Source organism: Bartonella callosciuri, from assembly GCF_014203215.1.
Classification (GTDB): domain Bacteria; phylum Pseudomonadota; class Alphaproteobacteria; order Rhizobiales; family Rhizobiaceae; genus Bartonella; species Bartonella callosciuri.
On sequence record NZ_JACHIM010000003.1, the window covers coordinates 89,367 to 108,857 of the forward strand.

18 protein-coding genes are annotated in these 19,491 nt (G+C 36.7%); 7 read left to right on the forward strand and 11 right to left on the reverse strand.

Translation table 11 applies throughout. The features are described from left to right. Window positions 1-144: 144 nt before the first annotated feature. From sucD to HNQ69_RS03885, 5 genes are all read right to left on the reverse strand, one after another. Window positions 145-1,047 (reverse strand): succinate--CoA ligase subunit alpha, encoded by a 903-nt coding sequence (sucD, locus tag HNQ69_RS03865; protein ID WP_183228767.1) that lies wholly within the window; start codon window positions 1,045-1,047, stop codon window positions 145-147. 3 nt (window positions 1,048-1,050) lie between these two features. After that, complete coding sequence (gene sucC / locus HNQ69_RS03870) at window positions 1,051-2,247, reverse strand: ADP-forming succinate--CoA ligase subunit beta (protein WP_183228768.1); 1,197 nt, start codon at window positions 2,245-2,247, stop codon at window positions 1,051-1,053. A 96-nt stretch (window positions 2,248-2,343) separates the two neighbouring features. Next, entirely contained in the window at window positions 2,344-3,306 is a 963-nt protein-coding gene (gene mdh / locus HNQ69_RS03875) for a malate dehydrogenase (protein ID WP_183228769.1), read from the reverse strand. Between the two features lie 281 nt (window positions 3,307-3,587). Further along, window positions 3,588-4,769, reverse strand: a complete 1,182-nt coding sequence (zapE, locus tag HNQ69_RS03880; RefSeq protein WP_183228770.1) for a cell division protein ZapE — start codon at window positions 4,767-4,769, stop codon at window positions 3,588-3,590. Window positions 4,770-4,872: 103 nt separating this feature from the next. Beyond that, on the reverse strand, window positions 4,873-5,418 hold the full coding sequence (locus HNQ69_RS03885; protein ID WP_183228771.1) for an AprI/Inh family metalloprotease inhibitor: 546 nt from the start codon (window positions 5,416-5,418) through the stop codon (window positions 4,873-4,875). A gap of 228 nt (window positions 5,419-5,646) precedes the next feature. On the opposite strand from HNQ69_RS03885, the gene dapF reads away from it, so the two are divergent. The 6 genes from dapF (at window position 5,647) to HNQ69_RS03915 (ending at window position 10,940) form a co-directional block, all read left to right on the forward strand. After that, entirely contained in the window at window positions 5,647-6,498 is an 852-nt protein-coding gene (gene dapF / locus HNQ69_RS03890; RefSeq protein ID WP_183228772.1) for a diaminopimelate epimerase, read from the forward strand. Then, on the forward strand, window positions 6,498-7,781 hold the full coding sequence (gene mtaB, locus HNQ69_RS03895; RefSeq protein WP_183228773.1) for a tRNA (N(6)-L-threonylcarbamoyladenosine(37)-C(2))-methylthiotransferase MtaB: 1,284 nt from the start codon (window positions 6,498-6,500) through the stop codon (window positions 7,779-7,781). The genes dapF and mtaB overlap by 1 nt, the downstream gene beginning before the upstream one ends. Before the next feature lie 14 nt (window positions 7,782-7,795). Further along, window positions 7,796-9,010, forward strand: a complete 1,215-nt coding sequence (gene ftsY / locus HNQ69_RS03900; protein ID WP_183228774.1) for a signal recognition particle-docking protein FtsY — start codon at window positions 7,796-7,798, stop codon at window positions 9,008-9,010. After that, window positions 9,007-9,696, forward strand: coding sequence for a septation protein A (locus HNQ69_RS03905; protein WP_183228775.1), 690 nt, complete (start codon window positions 9,007-9,009; stop codon window positions 9,694-9,696). The genes ftsY and HNQ69_RS03905 overlap by 4 nt, the downstream gene beginning before the upstream one ends. 69 nt (window positions 9,697-9,765) lie before the next feature. Continuing rightward, window positions 9,766-10,527 carry a hydroxyacylglutathione hydrolase gene (gene gloB, locus HNQ69_RS03910; protein WP_183228776.1) on the forward strand — a complete coding sequence of 254 codons (762 nt, stop codon included), beginning with the start codon at window positions 9,766-9,768 and terminating at the stop codon, window positions 10,525-10,527. Window positions 10,528-10,544: 17 nt separating this feature from the next. Further along, entirely contained in the window at window positions 10,545-10,940 is a 396-nt protein-coding gene (locus HNQ69_RS03915; RefSeq protein ID WP_246348489.1) for a hypothetical protein, read from the forward strand. A 106-nt stretch (window positions 10,941-11,046) separates the two neighbouring features. Here the strand turns inward: HNQ69_RS03915 and HNQ69_RS03920 are convergent, their stop codons facing one another. The 6 genes from HNQ69_RS03920 to rho form a co-directional block, all read right to left on the reverse strand. Next, a complete protein-coding gene (locus HNQ69_RS03920) occupies window positions 11,047-11,952 on the reverse strand; it encodes a ParB/RepB/Spo0J family partition protein (protein WP_183228777.1) in 906 nt (301 codons plus the stop codon). Window positions 11,953-11,998: 46 nt separating this feature from the next. Further along, complete coding sequence (locus HNQ69_RS03925; RefSeq protein WP_183228778.1) at window positions 11,999-12,796, reverse strand: ParA family protein; 798 nt, start codon at window positions 12,794-12,796, stop codon at window positions 11,999-12,001. A 6-nt stretch (window positions 12,797-12,802) separates the two neighbouring features. Continuing rightward, entirely contained in the window at window positions 12,803-13,450 is a 648-nt protein-coding gene (gene rsmG, locus HNQ69_RS03930) for a 16S rRNA (guanine(527)-N(7))-methyltransferase RsmG (RefSeq protein ID WP_183228779.1), read from the reverse strand. Further along, window positions 13,450-15,318: a tRNA uridine-5-carboxymethylaminomethyl(34) synthesis enzyme MnmG gene (gene mnmG, locus HNQ69_RS03935; RefSeq protein ID WP_183228780.1), complete on the reverse strand. Its 1,869-nt coding sequence runs from the start codon at window positions 15,316-15,318 to the stop codon at window positions 13,450-13,452. Before mnmG ends, rsmG begins: the two co-directional genes overlap by 1 nt. Before the next feature lie 113 nt (window positions 15,319-15,431). Further along, complete coding sequence (mnmE, locus tag HNQ69_RS03940) at window positions 15,432-16,739, reverse strand: tRNA uridine-5-carboxymethylaminomethyl(34) synthesis GTPase MnmE (RefSeq protein ID WP_183228781.1); 1,308 nt, start codon at window positions 16,737-16,739, stop codon at window positions 15,432-15,434. A 32-nt stretch (window positions 16,740-16,771) separates the two neighbouring features. After that, window positions 16,772-18,037 (reverse strand): transcription termination factor Rho, encoded by a 1,266-nt coding sequence (gene rho / locus HNQ69_RS03945; RefSeq protein WP_183228782.1) that lies wholly within the window; start codon window positions 18,035-18,037, stop codon window positions 16,772-16,774. 621 nt (window positions 18,038-18,658) lie between these two features. Between rho and HNQ69_RS03950 the strand changes: the two genes are divergently transcribed. Then, complete coding sequence (locus HNQ69_RS03950; protein ID WP_183228783.1) at window positions 18,659-19,483, forward strand: pyruvate, phosphate dikinase/phosphoenolpyruvate synthase regulator; 825 nt, start codon at window positions 18,659-18,661, stop codon at window positions 19,481-19,483. Window positions 19,484-19,491: the final 8 nt, after the last annotated feature.

The window sequence follows — 19,491 nt, forward strand, 5'->3', positions numbered from 1 at the left end:
GAACATCTATTCCGTCTCCTTCTATCTTTTTTCAACCTTTAAATATTTACAAACAAAACAAAGGCCAGAAAATTCAAAAAAGCTTCACTTTTTTATACTCAATGCTTACTTGAATAAGAATATATTCTCACTCAAGTGACGTTTTTACCCCCTCAAAACTGACATCAAGGTTTTACCTATCTGTGATGGTGAAGGAGAAACCCGAATCCCAGCTGCTTCCATTGCAGCAATTTTATCCTCTGCTCCACCTTTTCCACCAGAGATGACAGCACCTGCATGCCCCATTGTACGTCCTGGAGGAGCTGTACGACCAGCAATAAAACCAACCATCGGTTTTTTACGACCTCTTTTTGCCTCATCCTGGAGAAACTGTGCTGCTTCTTCCTCAGCGGAGCCACCAATCTCACCGATCATAACAATGGATTTTGTTTCATCATCAGCTAAAAACATTTCCAACACATCAATAAACTCAGTACCCTTAACAGGATCGCCACCAATACCAATAGCTGTTGTCTGTCCAAGACCCTCATTACTTGTTTGAAAGACAGCTTCATAGGTTAAAGTTCCTGACCGTGAAACAACTCCCACAGAGCCTTTTCTAAAAATAGAGCCAGGCATAATTCCGATTTTACATTCATTTGGTGTAAGAATACCAGGACAATTAGGACCAATGAGGCGTGATTTTGTTTTTTCTAATTTCGCCTTGACTTTAACCATATCCATAACGGGAATACCTTCTGTAATACAGATAATCAAACGTATCTCAGCATCAATAGCCTCTATAATAGCTGCCGCTGCCCCCGCAGGAGGAACATAAATAACGGAAGCATCTGCGCCTGTCTTTTCCTTTCCTTCTGCCACATTGGCAAAAATAGGAAGAGTTTCACCTTTTGCCCCTTTCCATGTCTCACCACCCTTTTTAGGATTGACACCACCAACCATTTGTGTACCATGATAATCAAGCGCTTGTTCTGTATGAAACGTTCCTGTTTTTCCTGTAAGCCCTTGAACCAGAACTTTTGTATCTTTATTCACAAGAATCGACATCTCTTAAGCTCCCTTCACGGCTGTAACAATTTTTTGAGCAGCATCATCTAAATCATCAGCGGGAATAACGTTCAAACCACTGTCATTGATAATAGCTTTACCCTGCTCGACATTTGTACCTTCAAGACGAACAACCAAAGGAACCTTTAAACCAACTTCCCGAACAGCAGCAACCACACCTTCCGCAATAACATCGCAACGCATAATACCACCAAAAATATTGACCAAAATGCCTTTAACATTCGGATCAGCAGTGATAATTTTAAAAGCAGCAGTTACTTTTTCTTTTGAAGCTCCACCACCCACATCAAGGAAGTTTGCTGGCTCAGCCCCATAAAGCTTAATGATATCCATTGTCGCCATAGCAAGACCTGCACCATTGACCATACAACCAATCGTGCCCTCAAGAGCAACATAAGCAAGATCATGCTTTGATGCCTCAATCTCTTTTGAATCTTCTTCTGAAGTATCACGCAATTCCAAAATGTCTGAATGACGAAACAGCGCGTTATTATCAAAAGAAACCTTCGCATCAAGAACGCGCAAATGACCATCTTTCATCACAATAAGTGGATTGATTTCAAGAAGACTCATATCTTTCTCACAAAAAACTTTATAGAGAATTGGAAAAAGCTTTTCACCATCTTCCCGCGCACTATCGCGCAATTCTAGAGCATCACAAAGCCTTGTACAATCGGCAGAGGTAACGCCCTGTGTAGCATCAATGGGCAGAGTTAATATTTTTTCTGGTGTCTCTTCAGCAACCGTTTCAATATCCATTCCCCCTTCCGTTGAAACAACGAAAGCTACCCGACCAACACTACGATCAACCAAAAGCGAAAGATAAAGCTCCCGCTCGATATCAGCACCATCCTCAATGTAAAGACGATTGACTTGCTTACCCTCTGGACCAGTTTGTTTGGTTACCAAAGTTTTACCAAGCATTTCTTGGGCATTTGTAATAACTTCTTCAACGGATTTTGCAAGCCGAACACCACCCTTTGCATCAGGACCAAGCTCTTTAAACTTTCCTTTACCACGACCACCAGCGTGTATCTGACTTTTAACCACATAGAGCGGCCCAGGCAATTTTTTTGCCCATTTTTCAGCTTGCTCGACAGAATAAACAGCAACACCGTTTGCAACGGGTGCTCCGTATTCATGAAGCAAACGCTTAGCCTGATATTCATGGATATTCATGCATTTTTCCTTTTCTTTTACGGGATCAGTTAATCGATCCGCGAATCGATCTAATTATTTTAAAACTCTGTTTTAATGAACAAAACCTTGCTCAATTTATTTGAGACTAGGCATAAGAGCGATACAAGCTTCACAAAGCTTCTTAACCGCATTTACTGAGTGCTCAAAAGCACTTCTTTCCTCTTGATCAAGATCAATTTCAATAATCCGTTCAACACCACCTGCACCAAGTACAACGGGAACACCAACATAGGTATCATTAATCCCATATTCCCCTGAAAGATAGGCTGCGACAGGAACAACACGCTTAGTGTTTTTCAAATAGGCTTCAGCCATAGAAACAGCAGAAGCTGCAGGCGCGTAAAAAGCAGAACCTGTTTTTAACAAACTAACAATTTCTGCACCACCATCACGGGTACGCTGGATAATTTGATCGATTCTTTCTTGTGTGGTCCAACCCATCTTCACAAGATCAGGCAAAGAGATACCACCAACTGTTGAATAGCGCACCAAAGGCACCATTGAATCACCATGCCCTCCTAAAACAAATGCTGTCACATCTTTAACAGAGACTTTAAATTCCTCAGACAAGAAATGACGAAAACGTGCCGAATCAAGAACACCAGCCATACCAACCACTTTATGTGTAGGAAGACCTGAAAACTTCTGCAATGCCCATACCATTGCATCAAGGGGATTGGTAATACAAATAACGAACGCTGAAGACGCATATTTTCTTATCCCAGCACCAACTTGTTCCATAACTCTTAGATTAATACCCAAAAGGTCATCCCGGCTCATACCAGGCTTTCGTGCCACACCTGCTGTTACAATAACAACATCAGCGCCTTCAATAGCCTCGTAAACATTCGCACCTTTTAAATTGATATCAAAACTGTCAACAGGTGAAGATTCGGCAATATCAAGAGCCTTACCCTGTGGTATTCCTTCCGCAATATCGAATAAGACAACATCACCCAGTTCTTTAAGCCCAATAATATGTGCTAAAGTGCCACCGATCATACCCGAACCAATAAGAGCTATTTTTTTTCGTACCATTTTGTTTCTCCTAACGTTAGAGGGCTCAGCGTACACTTACCAGCGCCGATATATTAAGTATTTTTTTGACCTTAGCCATATTTAAACGTATCTTTAAAAGAAGAAGTTCACTAAACTTCTTTAATTTCACAAGATTCGCAATCCTCTACGGAAATGCGCTCCTAGAAAATCATATAATATATCGATAAAATGAATTAAAAAAAAATACAACAGAATTATTACACTTCTTTTAATTTCAAAGAGTTATTATTTTTACAGTTTACGTAAAGGTAAAGTTATAATCAGCTTCTTCCTTTCAAAAGAAAACGCTCTGCCCAAAGTTTTAAATAATCCTGACTTTGCATCTCGAAAAGGCGCGATTGTGTTCTCTGAAATTCAAATGTTTCCGTCGTCTGTGCATGCCCCTTATACAAATCTTCAAGTTTCGCTGCTGCTGACATAAACAATCTTATGTTGCGTTCATAAAAAACATCAATAAGTAAAATAAACCGTTTCGTTTCATTGCGACATGTATCATCCATCACCGGTACATTATCGATAAAAATCGTATGATAACGTTTCCCTAATGCTAAATATTCAGCCGCTGCAAAAGGTTTTGCACATAAATCTTGATAATCAAAGCGTGCACAACTCGCTCCAGTGCGTGGAATATGAACAAGACGCCCTCTTATAGAAAACTCATCAGATGTTTCTTTTTGTCCTTGCAGTACCATTGCCCATGCTTGATCCATACATTCATTTGCTTTCAACCCTAATGGCGTTGTATACACATGTTGTAGATTTGATTTTTCAAGACGATAATCTGTTTTTGTATCAAGATTGAGAACGCGAACATGTGCTTTCAAAACTTGGATAAAAGGCAAAAAAAGCTCTCGGTTTAGACCATTATAATAAAGATTATCAGGAGCAACATTTGAAGTAGCAACGAAAAAAACCCCTTTTTTAAACAAAACCGAGACAAGGCGACCAAGCACCATAGCATCAGCAATATCTGTTACACTAAATTCATCAAAACAAAGAACCTGGACTTCTCGTGCAAGATCTTCAGCAACAGCTAAAATAGGATTATTTTGTCCGGATTTTGCATCTTTTGATGCTTTACGATAAATGTTAATGCGCTCATGCACCTCAGCCATGAAATCATTAAAATGAGCGCGCTTTTTACGTTCCTGTGGCAAACAAGAAAAGAACAAATCCATCAACATGGTTTTTCCTCGTCCTACTTCACCATAAATATAGAGCCCCTGAAAAAGGCTATCCCCATCACCTTGTCCTGAAACAAGAGAAAAAGTTTGTTTTTTTCTTTTAAAGAGATGCCAAAACGCCCAAGAGCGGGAAATATTTTTCTCCGAAATTTTTTGCAATAAACTGTCAAAATGCTCTGTTAAATCCAGTTGAACTGAATCAAAACTGATTTCCCCTTTGGAAACTAGTTCTTTATAGCACGTTGAAACCAAAATCATCCAAACAACCTTATTCAAACCGTCTTCAATAAAAAATACATATTTTCTTTACAGACCTTGTGCATCTATCTCTTAGTTTTTTTCAAAAACGGTTTAAAATGACCTAACGGCTTAAAACAACTGGATAATTATCAAGAGTAAGTCCTTCAAAACGATCAACATTGGAAGAATAAAGAGTAACGATAACGCGTCCTGAGTTATTATAGAAATATAATTTTTTTCCTTTAATAGCCCACGAATTTACCTGAGAAACGATTCCCGGACAGTTCAAAGGACCAGCACGGTACCCTTGACCAAATTTTGTTTGTGGCGTTGCAATTCGGCAAACTTTACCACCCACAGAAAGATTCCACACTCCAGCAATACTTGCAGGAAACAAATCAATGGCATTACTTGGCAGTTCGAGATTAGCTATTTGTCTATCACTTTGAGAATCCTCTTTTTCATATCTCGAAACATCTGCTGCTTTAGATGTTGACAAACGAGAAGATGATATCTCAGTCATTACTTCTGTTGGTAATTGTTGAAGTGGATAAAAAACTTCTGATGTATGACCACTATTATCGCTGTCAAACCGTGATGTTGAACATCCTCCTAAAAGTATTATAGTTGACATTGCAACGAAAAACAAAATTTTTGAAAATGACATACCTATACTCTCTCTCAAAACAGTAAATAAGCCCACTCAAAAAATAGGTGAATACTTGTTATATAGTATTTTACAAAGATAGATTAACAAATTAAAAAAACAGGATAAAAATTGCCTATTTTAAACGATAATAATTTTTGCACCCGTTTTATATCTATAAACACTAGAAATTTATAAGATTTTTAGTCATATATCTTTTGTGGACAGTCACTAAAATAGGGAAGTTTCATGAAAACGCCATTCAGTAAAATGAACGGTCTTGGAAATCAAATTATTGTTGCTGATATGCGTGAAAGTATGCATGCACTCACGCAGCAAGCAATCTTTGCTTTATCGGCAGATCCCGAAACATATTTTGATCAAATTATGGCTATCCATCCAGCGACCCAAAAAGAAGCTGACTTCCGCATCGAAATATGGAATGCTGACGGTTCAATGGCTAAAACCTGTGGTAATGGTACCCGTTGCGTGATCGCATGGCTCATTGACCACAATCTTGGTGAAACTTTTCGATTGGAAACACCCGCTGGAATTATTGAAGGTAAACGCCAAACCAACGACCTCATCTCTGTTGACATGGGGTGCCCAAATTTCAATGCAAAAGAGATGCCTGTTTCACGTGAAATAGTCGATACCAATCACATTGAAATTACTGCTGGTCCCTTAAAAGATGCTTGTCTTGTCTCTGTTGGCAATCTCCACGCTATTTTTTTTGTTGAGAGCAATATTAAAAATATTCCGTTAGAAAAATATGGACCACAACTTGAACATGATCCCCTTTTTCCAGAACGGTGTAATATTTCCATTGCTTATGTAACGTCAAAGAAAAGCCTAAATTTACGAACATGGGAGCGAGGAGCTGGATTAACGAAAGCATGCGGCAGTGCTGCCTGTGCGAGTGCGGTAGCTGCCTATCGACGTGGACTCACAAAACGCTCTATTAATGTAAATTTACCAGGGGGAACACTGAATATTTTTTATCGGGAAGACAATCATATTATCATGACAGGTCCAATAAATTATGAGTTTAGTGGTTTTTTTAACCCTTTAACAGGGAGTTACAAAAAGGATCACTTTTAATGGCAATAGAAATTGTAACATTTGGTTGTCGACTAAACAGTTACGAATCGGAAATTATACACAAAGAAAGTACCTCTTCAGGGTTAGATCAACTCAAAGATGGTGCAATCATCTTTAATACCTGTGCTGTTACTGCTGAAGCCGTGCGACAAGCAAAACAAGCTATCCGCAAAGCAAGACGTGAAAATCCTCACACCCGTATTATTGTGACAGGATGTGCTGCACAAACAGAACCACAAAGCTTTGCTTCAATGATAGAGGTAGATCTTGTCTTAGGAAATGAAGACAAACTCCATGCCCATTCTTATCGTCAACTCCCTGATTTTGGCATCAACCATTCTGAAAAGTTGCGTATAAATGACATCATGGAAGTACAAAAAATTGCTCCCCATATGGTAAGTGCAATGGAAAAACGCACACGTGCCTTTGTACAGGTGCAAAATGGATGCGATCATCGCTGTACATTTTGCATTATTCCTTATGGACGCGGACCATCACGTTCCGTCCCCATGGGGGCTGTTATTGAACAAATTAAGCAACTCATAGATAACGGTATTCAAGAAGTGGTTCTGACAGGAGTTGATCTTACAAGCTATGGTTATGATTTGCCTGGAAAAGCAACCTTAGGAAAGTTAACTTCAGCTATTTTGCATCACGTTCCTGACTTACTGCGATTACGACTTTCATCGATCGATTCTATTGAAGCAGACGAAGAACTCTTTAATCTGTTAGCCTATGAAAAAAGAATTATGCCACATTTGCATTTATCCTTGCAAGCAGGCGACAATATGATTTTAAAACGCATGAAACGGCGACACTTGCGTGAACATGCAATTCAATTTTGCCAAGATTTGCGTGCCAAACGTCCTACAATGGTTTACGGTGCAGATCTAATTGCTGGTTTTCCCACTGAAACAGAAGAAATGTTCCAAAATAGCCTCTCTCTAATCAATGATTGCCATTTAACACATCTCCATGTCTTTCCTTTTAGTCCAAGAGAAGGAACACCTGCCGCACGTATGCCACAAATCAACCGTAAAATAATTAAAATGCGTGCGGAAAGATTGCGAAAAGCAGGGGATGAAGCTTACAAAAAACACCTTGCCAGCTTACAATATAGCCAGCAAAGAGTCCTCGTTGAAAAAAATGAAATCGGACGAACAGAAGATTATACTCTTGTGCAAATCAAAGGTGCAAAAGCGGGAACAATTATTCAAGCTCTTATAATTGACCATGACGGTAATAAATTGATTGCTTCTCCCCAAAAATTAAATGCAGCTTGAGCAGGAAAGTCCTTATGACAAAATCTTTTATCAAAAAATTTTTTTCTTTTAACAAATCCAAAGAACAGGAAATGGAACAAGTTTCCCCTCCTTATGAAGCTGATATGGTAGAAAAAAATGAAAGCATACAAAACAACCAGACCTTCGTAGATATAGAAAAAAAAGAAGAAAGTCAAAATATAACACTTGCAAAATGTGATGAGAAAACTTCATCTTCTGAAGCACGCTCTAGTAAAGTAATCGTCACAGATACAATCCGTGAAAAAAAAATTGAAGAAATTTTATCGATATTTCCTGTTGAACAAAAAAAAACAGCATGGTTTGGTCGCCTAAAAAAAGGGTTAGCTCTTTCTTCACAACGCTTAAGTGAGTCGATTGGTGATCTCTTTGTTAAAGGGAAACTTAATGAAAATACATTACAAGAGTTAGAAGATATTCTTATTCAGGCTGATTTTGGTGTGGAAACCGCTACACATATCACTGATATCTTAGCCTCCAGTCGTTACGAAAAGAATTTATCTCCAGATAGCATTCATACCATTGTGGCTGATGAAATTAGAAAAGTCTTGGAACCTGTTGCGATTCCACTAGAACTTGATCTAAATCATAAGCCTCACGTTATTTTACTGGTAGGTGTAAATGGTACGGGAAAAACGACGACTATTGGAAAACTTGCAGCAAAACTCACCGCAGGAGGATTAAAAGTTATGTTAGCTGCTGGCGATACATTTCGCGCTGCTGCCATTGAACAATTGCATGTTTGGGGTGAACGTACAGGATCTCCTGTTATTTCTACAAAACTAGGTGCAGATGCTGCAAGCTTAGCATTTGATGCCTATGAAAAAGCCAAAAAAGCAAACAGTGATGTCTTGATTATTGATACAGCTGGACGTCTACAAAATAGAACTGAATTGATGGACGAATTAGCAAAAATTATTCGTGTTTTAGGAAAAAATACCCCCCATGCACCTCATACAATCCTTCAAACACTTGATGCAACCACTGGACAAAATGCACTTAATCAAGTGGATATTTTCCGTGATATTGCTGGTGTTAATGGTTTAGTTATGACAAAGCTCGATGGCACTGCACGGGGAGGAATTCTTGTCGCCATCGCAGCAAAATACAAATTACCCGTTTATTTTATCGGTATAGGAGAGAACATTGAGGATCTTCAACCTTTTTCTGCTTCTGACTTTGCCGAAACTATTGCAGGAAAATACACATGAAAAAAAAATTCTCTGAGTCCCATTCACATAAGCGTCCCGATTCGACAAATAAGGATGATAATCAAAAAAAATCTCTTTCACCAACCCTCAAATTTTTCTTGGAAATGGGACCATTGGTTGTCTTTTTTCTTGCTAATTATAGAGGCGAATGGCTGATAAATAATATTGGGTTTTTTAAAAATTTCAACAAACCTATTTTTCCTGCAACAGCTATTTTCATGGCAGCAATTATTGTTGCACTAAGTTTATCATGGATCCTTGCACGAAAAATTCCCATAATGCCTCTTATTTCAGGAATATTTGTTCTGGTCTTTGGATGCTTAACTCTTTGGCTTCACAATGATACTTTTATAAAAATGAAACCAACAATCATTAATATCATATTTTCTCTTATTCTTTTTGGTGGCATATTTTTTAAAAAACCACTTTTGCGTTATGCACTCGATTCTGCTTTAAAACTTGATGATTTAGGATGGCACAAACTCACCTATCGTTGGGCATTCTTTTTCATTTTTCTTGCTCTCTTGAATGAAATAATTTGGCGCAACTTTAGCGATGACTTTTGGACCAGTTTTAAGGTATTTGGTGTTATGCCCATAACAGTTCTTTTCATGACTACTCAAATGCCTCTTATAGTTAAACATTCGCAGGGGCTTTTTACAGAAAAGGATAAATCTGATTCTTAAACTGTATGCATTCATCACTATAGATTATTTTCTAAATTTATTGTTGCATATTGTTCATGGAGAAAATACATGCTGATTGAACAGTTTATCTGTCGAGAAGATAATTTTGGTGTAATCATTCATGATGAAAAAAGCGGCTACACAGCCGCTATTGATGCCCCTGAAAGCGAAGCAATTCATAATGCTTTAAAACGTCGCAACTGGACACTTCAGACTGTTTTTATAACGCATCATCATCATGATCATGTCGAAGCACTGGTAGAGTTAAAACAAGTCTATAAGGCTACAGTTATTGGACCAGCAGCAGAAAAAGAGAAAATTCGTTACCTTGATCAAACACTTCAACCTGATGAAAACCTTTTCTTTGGTACATACACGCTCTTAGCTCTTTCAACACCTGGTCATACACTAGGAGCTTTGTCCTACTACCTTCCTGAAGAAAATTTACTCTTTGCCGGGGATACACTTTTTTCACTCGGCTGTGGACGTCTTTTCGAAGGAACGCCCGCACAAATGCTGAGTTCTTTAAAAAAACTTCGTCAACTTCCCAATGAAACACTCCTATATTGTGGACATGAGTACACAAAAAATAATGCTCTTTTTGCATTGACACTTGATCCACACAATCAAAAACTTCATCAAAGAGTAGAAGAAGTTTTTTTGTTGCGGGCAACAAATGCTATGACGTTGCCTGTCACTTTAGGGCAAGAAAAAACGACAAATCCCTTTCTTCGTTGGGATGATAAAACTTTGCGAGAAAATCTTTCTATGGTAGATGCAACAGATGAAGAAGTCTTTTCTGAAATCCGGAAAAGAAAGGATAAATTTTAACTCTGTTTAAGTTGGTATTGCGTTTATTTTTCCTTTTTCTCTTTTTAATATATGCTCAAGAAATAACAGCAAAGAAAACAAAAAATCAGTTTGAATTTCTATATATAATTACAAATTATTCCTTAACAGAAAACTTCCTTTTAAAAATGGAACAAATTGGAAAAGAATGTGAAAATGCACCGCCAGAGCCAGAAGCACCTAATATCACTTATGACAGTAGTCTTGAAGAACTCATAGCTTCTATTTCTAATCAGCCGAAACTAATGAACATTTTAAGAAAAACTAATATTACACTCAAAGATTTTGCTGTTGGTTCCTTGGTACTTCAAGAAACAATAATAATGCTTACTGAAGACATTTCTTTTGAAAAAGAAGAGCTTTCTTTTGATAAAAAATATTATCGTTTCAGATAATTTAGAATTTGGTAAAAAATATATTTATAACACTTACTGCTTTAAGAAAAAGTTGTAGATAAAATCCCTGCTATTTTGAACAATCGATTAATTTTGCAAATGCTCTTTAATTTTGTAAACGGCGACAAATATCGTCCAATTGTTCCAGTGAAGAGTAATGTATTTTTAAATCACCACCTTTTTTACCATGCCGAATGATAACTTTCATTCCTATCACATCTGAAAGCAATTTTTCCAAAGATTTTGTTTCTGCATTTTTTTCTACAGTCGTTCGTTTTTTGACTTTAGGATTTGCCTGCTCATATGCAAGCATTTCTGTTTGGCGCACAGAAAGTCCTTCACGAATAATTTTTTCGGCCAAATCTTGTGGATTTTCAACGGTTATAAGGCAGCGTGCATGACCAGCAGAAAGTTGCCCATCGGTTAAGAGTTGTTGTACTTTTGATGGCAATTTTAATAAACGAAGCGTATTTGCAACATGACTTCGACTTTTTCCAATCACTTGTGCTAAATCTGTTTGCGTATAACCATGCTCATTCAGTAAAACTTCGTATCCCTTTGCTTCTTCGATAGGGTTAAGATCAGCACGTTGAACATTTTCAATAATTGCTAATTCCAAGGCCGTTTTATCATCCACATCACGAACAATAACAGGCAATTTACTTAAATTAGCAAGTTGTGCAGCCCGCCACCGCCGCTCTCCAGCGATTAATTCAAATCGATGAGGATGGTCATGTAAAGGTCTTACAATAATAGGCTGAACAACGCCATGTTGGCGAATTGATTGTGCTAAATTATCAAGTTCCAATTCGGTAAAATGGCGCCGTGGATTATGTGGATTACAAGAAATAGATTCAAGTGGAACAAATTTTTCAGAAAGAGTAGGGGTTGCAATGGGCACTGTCAATTTGTCAGTATTTGATGAACGTGCAAGATTGTTGTTTAAACTGATATCCCCAATCAATGCTGCTAATCCACGCCCCAGTCTTTTTTTTGATTGATCATCGTTCATAATTTTGCTCTTCGAAATATTTACAAAAATTACTTTTATTACATTTTTAAGCAGCAACGCGTGTTTGTTTTTCACGTTGAATAACTTCTGATGCTAGACGCAGGTAAGCCTGACTACCCGCGCACTTGAGATCATAAAGCAATACTGGTTTACCAAAAGAAGGCGCTTCTGAAACCCGCACATTTCGTGGAATAACAGTGCGATAAACTTTATCTCCCATAAAAGAGCGTACATCTTCTACAACTTGGTTTGAAAGATTATTACGTCCATCATACATGGTTAAAACAATCCCTTGAATTTCTAGAGATGGATTAAGAACAGATTGTACTTGCCTTACTGTTTCAAGCAATTGGCTTAAACCTTCAAGTGCTAAAAATTCACATTGCATGGGTACCAAAATAGAATCCGCAGCTCCCATAGCATTAAGTGTTAAAAGATTTAGTGACGGGGGACAATCAATTAAAATATAATTGAATTTTTTTTCCATTTTTGGATCATCATAGAGTGCCTTACGTAACCGTTGAATACGATCTTGCGATGAAGAAATTTCCATTTCTACTCCTAAAAGATCAAGGGTAGAAGGCACTATATGGAGATTGGGTACAGCTGTTTTTAAAGCTGCTTTTGCCACTGAAATACCTGAAACAAGAACATCATAAGAGGATAAAGGACGATTATTACGATCAATTCCCAATCCTGTACTAGCATTACCTTGTGGATCAATATCCATAATAAGAACATTTTCACCAATAGCAGCTAAAGCTGTGGCAAGATTAATTGCTGTGGTTGTTTTTCCGACCCCACCTTTTTGGTTTGCAATAGCGATAATCCGTGTTTCGCCCATTTAGCTTTACCCTCTACATGATCTGATATGAGAAATTTCTAAAATAACAGAATTTTCATCAATTTTACTTTTATGTTTTAGCAGATCAAAAGCCCAATTGGCAGAGGCATTTTCTATTTCTTTAGAGTAATCCTGACCTTTTTGCAAAAGAGCTATTGTTTTTTTTGCTAATAGAGGAAAAATGAGCTTTAAGAGGGCATCAAGAGAAGCTAATCCCCGAGCTGTAATAATCTCTGGTGTGTCTATTTTTTTGTACACATCCTCAATTCTACAGTGGTGAACTGTTGCTGGAAGATTAAGTTGACTAATAACCGTTCGTAAAAAAGCTATTTTTTTTCCGTTGCTTTCAACAAGATCAATATGTCCTGCTTTTTTTTCTTTCATTAAAATAGCAATAACGATTGCAGGAAAACCTCCCCCTGATCCAAGATCACACCAACGCAGAAAATCACTGTGTAAAGGATAAATTTGCGCCGAATCCAAAATATGACGTGTCCATAGAATTGGTATTGTTGCAGCAGATATTAAATTAATATGCATATTCCACTGAGTGACTAGAGTTTCAAATTGTATTAAATCCTCCATCGTTTCACGTGAAACAGAAGGAACAATATTTAACAATGCTTGATATTTTTGTTCTATAGAAATATTCATCAAGCTGATTTAGCCTTTTCACGTTTTTGACGTTGAATGTAGGTAATAATAAGCGATAATGCCGCTGGTGTCATACCATCAATTTTTTGTGCATCAGCAATTGAACGGGGTGACATTTTTTGAATCTTTGTTTTCAACTCATTTGAAAGACCTGAAATTGACTGAATATCAAGAGAAGAAGGAATTTCTAGACGTTCATCGCGCCTAAGAGCGGCAATATCTTGAGCTTGTTTATCTAAATAAACTGCGTATTGTGCTTCAATTTCTAAGGATTCAACGGTTTTAGAATCTATTGACCGTAATTGTGGCCAAAAATGTGAAAGACGCTCTAGTGTCATGTGAGGATAAGCAAGAAAATCATAAGCCGAACGCCGAATTCCATCGTGATTTACTTGTAATCCATATGCACAGGCTTCATTAGGGGTTAGAAAAAGTTTCTTACACATTGATCGTGCTTGGTCAAGACGTTGCTGTTTTTTTTCATAACAGTCCCAACGTAATTTACTTATAATCCCCCATTGCTGTGCTAAAGGTGTTAAACGAGCATCAGCATTGTCAGATCGTAGAGACAAACGAAATTCAGCACGTGATGTAAACATTCTATAAGGTTCACAAACCCCACGCGAGACTAAATCATCTACCATAACGCCAATGTAAGCTGTAGAACGACTTATAAAGACTTCATCTAATTTACCTACTTTACGAGCGGCATTTAACCCAGCCAAAAGCCCCTGTGCTGCTGCTTCTTCATATCCTGTTGTACCATTAATCTGGCCTGCTAAAAATAATCCTGGTAAAGAGCGTAACTCTAAGGTTTTAGTTAACTGTTGCGGATTAACAAAATCATATTCAATAGCATAACCAGGTTTTAAAATTTTGACATTTTCCAACCCTTCAATAGTTCTTAATAAAGAAATTTGTGCATCTTCAGGGAGGGAAGTAGAAAGTCCATTTGGATAAACAGTATCATCATTTAATCCTTCTGGTTCCAGAAAAATTTGATGACCATCACGTTCTCCAAACTTAACAATTTTATCTTCAATTGAAGGACAATAACGTGGTCCTAATCCTTCAATATTTCCAGAATATAAAGCAGATCGATGAATATTCTCACGAATGATTTGATGTGTTTGTATATTTGTACGTGTTATTGCACATTCAATTTGTGGCTGTTTAATTTTTTCTGTTAAAAAAGAAAAAGGAACGGGATCTTCATCAGCTTGCTGTTTCGAAAGTAAATCCCAATGAATTGTTTTTTTGCTAAGACGGGCGGGAGTTCCTGTTTTTAATCGACCAAGATTTATATTATAACTTTTTAAGCGTTCAGCAAGTTGTACACTTGATTGATCTCCCATACGTCCAGCAGCCCATGTTTTATCACCAATATGAATAAAACCATTTAAAAATGTACCTGTTGTTAAAACAACAGCTCCAGAACAAACTTTCTCTTGATTTTTTAAAATAACACCTGAAACACAATTATCTTTTACAATCAGATCAATTACTTCATCTTCAAGTAGAACGAGATTATCTTGTTCTTGCAAGAATTTTTGAATTGCTTCTTTATAAAGTTGTCTGTCTGCTTGTGTACGTGGTCCTCTTACTGCTGGTCCTTTACGTCTATTAAGAAGTCTAAATTGAATTCCAGCAGTATCTGCTGCTTTTCCCATAAGACCATCCAAAGCATCTATTTCACGAACCAGATGCCCTTTTCCAAGTCCACCAATAGCAGGATTACACGACATTGTTCCCAATGCTGATATTTTATGTGTAATAAGAGCTGTCCGTGCTCCAGTGCGTGCTGAAGCTGAAGCGGCTTCACAGCCAGCATGCCCGCCTCCAACAACAATAACATCATAAAATTGCATTAGGATTCATCCCATAGAGAATCTACTCTCAAGTTTCACGTGAAACAGAACATATAAAATACATAATCTTTTAAATCTGTCCATTGAAATAATCAATGTTTCACGTGAATCATTTATTTACCAATACAGAATTCTGAAAAAATAATATCAAGCAAATCTTCAACATCTATATCTCCCGTAATTCTCCCAAGAAAGTCACTTGCACGACGAAGATGTTCTGCACGTAAACTTAAATCAAGAGAATCATAATTAATAGAAGCTTCAATCTCTTTAACAGCCTCTTTTAATAACTGGAGTTGCCTTTTACGTGCTGGTACAAGATTACCAATTTCAGTAGCACGACGTGAACAAAATAATTCGAGTTCTTTAATAAAACAGTCAAAATTTAAACCGGTTAATGCGGAAAACCGTATAAACCAATTGGTTTCATTCTCTTCATAAAGATCAAGCTTATTACCAACACACCATATTTCAGCCGATGTTTTTGGTAAATCAATCTCTTTAGGATTTCCCATATCATAAACTAAAATAACTAAATCAGCATCCCTAATATGCTGCTTTGCAACTTCTATTCCTAATTGCTCTATTTTATTTTTTGTTTCTCTAAAACCAGCAGTATCTGTAAAAAAAATCGGTAAACCGCCGAGAATAAGTCTTACCTCTAAAGCATCACGGGTTGTACCTGCTTCTTCTGTTACAATAGCAACAGGTTTTCCAACCAACCGATTCAGAATACTTGATTTTCCAGAATTTGGAGCACCCGCAATGACAATTTTTAAACCATCACGTAAGATATTTGCACGTTCTCCTTCATCAATATGTTCTCGAAGAGAAGTACAAAGATCTTCTACATCTTTCCAAACTTTATCAGATACTGAATTTGGAATATCAACTTCATCAGAAAAATCAAGTTCTGCTTCAATAAAAGCACGCGCTTTTATAAGTTTATGCCGCCAATCACGATAAAGCGTTGTTAAACGCCCGCTCGTCCCCATAACTGCTAAACGCCGTTGGCTTTCTGTTTCTGCTTCTATTAAATCAGCAAGACCTTCTGCTTGAACAAGATCTAATTTTCCTTCCATAAACGCGCGACGTGAAAACTCACCCGCCTCGGCCATACGACATCCAGAAAATGTAGATAATTCATCGAGAAAACGATTAACAACCGCTTTTCCTCCATGTAAATGAAACTCTGCACAATCTTCTCCAGTAAAACTATGAGGAGCAGGAAAAAAAACAGTCAAAGCAGAATCTAAAAAACTACCATCACGAGCAGTAAGATTTCCATAATGCATGAATCGGGCTTTTGGTAAACAACCACAAAGTGTCTTAACTATATTCACAACATGAGGGCCAGAAAGTCGTATGACTGCAACCCCTGAAGGCAACAATCCACTCGAAATAGCAAAGATTGTATCCACAGGATATATCCTAAACAAAAAACTCAATATTTCTAAGTATTCATTGAGTCAAAGAATTCACTATTGTTTTTTGTTTGTTTTAATTTATCAATCAAAAATTCAATTGCATCTGTTACATTCATTGGTGCTAAAATACGACGAAGCACAAAAATTTTATGTAAGTCTTGTCGTGCTACTAAAAGCTCTTCCTTACGCGTACCTGACTTCAAAATATCCATAGCTGGGAAAATACGCTTATCAGCAACTTTGCGATCGAGAACAATTTCTGAATTTCCTGTTCCTTTGAATTCCTCAAAAATAACCTCATCCATACGACTACCAGTATCAATCAAAGCCGTTGCAATAATGGTTAAAGACCCACCTTCTTCAATATTACGTGCTGCACCAAAAAAACGTTTAGGACGTTGTAGGGCATTTGCATCTACACCACCTGTTAAAACCTTACCCGATGAAGGAACAACCGTGTTATACGCACGCCCAAGGCGCGTAATAGAATCGAGTAAGATAACAACATCCCGCCCATATTCAACAAGACGTTTTGCTTTTTCAATAACCATTTCAGCGACTTGTACATGACGAATTGCTGGTTCATCAAAAGTAGAAGAAACCACTTCTCCTTGCACCGAACGTTGCATATCAGTAACTTCTTCTGGTCGTTCATCAATTAAAAGAACGATAAGATAACATTCAGGATGATTAGTCGTAATAGAATGCGCAATATTTTGAAGTAAAACCGTTTTCCCTGTTCGAGGAGGTGCTACAATCAACCCTCGCTGCCCTTTTCCCAAAGGAGATATCAGATCAATTACTCGTGACGACATATCCTTTTCTGTAGGATCCTGTATTTCCATTTGAAAACGTTCATTTGAATAAAGGGGAGTAAGATTATCAAAATGAATTTTATAGCGAATTTTTTCAGGATCTTCAAAATTAATTGTATTTATTTTAAGAAGAGCAAAATAACGCTCTCCTTCTTTTGGACTACGTATAGGACCTTCAATGGTATCACCTGTTTTTAAAGAGAAAGATTGAATCTGTGCAGGTGAAAGATAAATATCATCAGGTCCCGGAAGATAGTTAGCATCAGCCGATCGCAAGAAACCAAATCCGTCCTGTAAAACTTCAACAACTCCCTCTCCGATAATTTCTACATCTTGCAAAGCAAGTTTTTTCAGAATAGCAAACATTAATTCTTGTTTACGCATCAGAGAAGCATTTTCAACTTCTAACGTTTCAGCGAAAGAAACGAGTTCAACTGGATTTTTACTTTTAAGTTCTTGTAATTTCATTTCTTGCATAAAACATGCTCTTTAATATATGAAAGATTGTTTTTAAATAATTTAGGAAAACTTAGAGAATAGAAAATTCTTAAAGAAAAAATTATTGTACACTTACTTTTTAAAATCCGCAAGCATCATTCATACGATTATATTGATATAGTATTAAGCAATAAAATAATAAAATAAAATATACAAATCAAAAAAAATTAAAATTACCTAAATTATAATATATTTTTGATGTTTACCATCATAAGATGAATTACAGAATAATTTTATAATATTTTAAATATTATATATAGATTTTTTTGTATTATTAAAATGATATTCAATTTCTTAGATTTTCCAAAAAATTCTATATTATAGATATTAAAAGGGAATATTCTTTTTATTTTAATTTGTGTTTAACGTGGATTATTAATTATCCTTTATTAGTCCTCAATTTTATCAACAAATAAAAAAGAAAAAAAATAAATAGAACATTACTTTAAAGATATTATCCCCGTTATTCTCTTATAAAAGCAGTTCAATTATCACAATTTTAAAATTTGTGTATAACAATGGAGAAGTTCTTCTAAATTTTAGTTTTATAAAACCCTCTAAGTATATATACACATTTATTAACAAGGAGTTAAAATTTTTGTGATAAGAAAAAAAAAGTCTTTTCATTTACATATGTTATCTGATGCAACAGGGGAAACATTAATCTCAGTAGGAAGGGCTGTTGCAGCACAATATACGATGAGCCAAGCAACAGAGCATATCTATCCAATGATTCGCAATGAAACACAGTTGCAGAGAGCTCTTGACGAGATACAACAAGAGCCAGGTATTGTTCTTTACACAATCATTGATGAAAAAATTAAACTCCTTCTTAAGAGAAGATGTAAGAAAATGGAAGTTCCCTGTATTGATATATTGCATCCTGTTTTTGATGCTTTTCAGTCTTATCTTGGAATACCAACAAATTTACGGGCGAGTGCACAACATGATCTTAATGCAGGTTACTTTCGCCGTATTGAGGCGTTGGATTTTACAATAGAGCATGATGATGGGCAGTCTCCTAATAGTTTATCGAAGGCAGATGTGATTCTTGTAGGAATTTCAAGAACCTCTAAAACACCCACTAGTATCTATTTAGCAAATCGTGGAATCAAAACTGCTAATGTCCCTCTTATTCCGGGAATTGATTTACCAGAAGCTCTTTTGGAAGCAAAAGATGCTTTGATAATCGGTTTAATTGCTTCAGCTGAAAGAATCTCACATATTCGTCAAAATAGATATTTTGGTGACAATTTAACCATTGAGAGTTATACTAATCGTATCAGTATAGCTGAAGAGTTGACTTATGCAAAACGCATTTGCGAACGTTTTGGCTGGCCTACTATTGATGTTACAAGACGCTCTATTGAAGAAACTGCTGCGGCTATATTTGAACTTTTATCGCGATTTCGTGAAGGAAAATGAGAGAAATA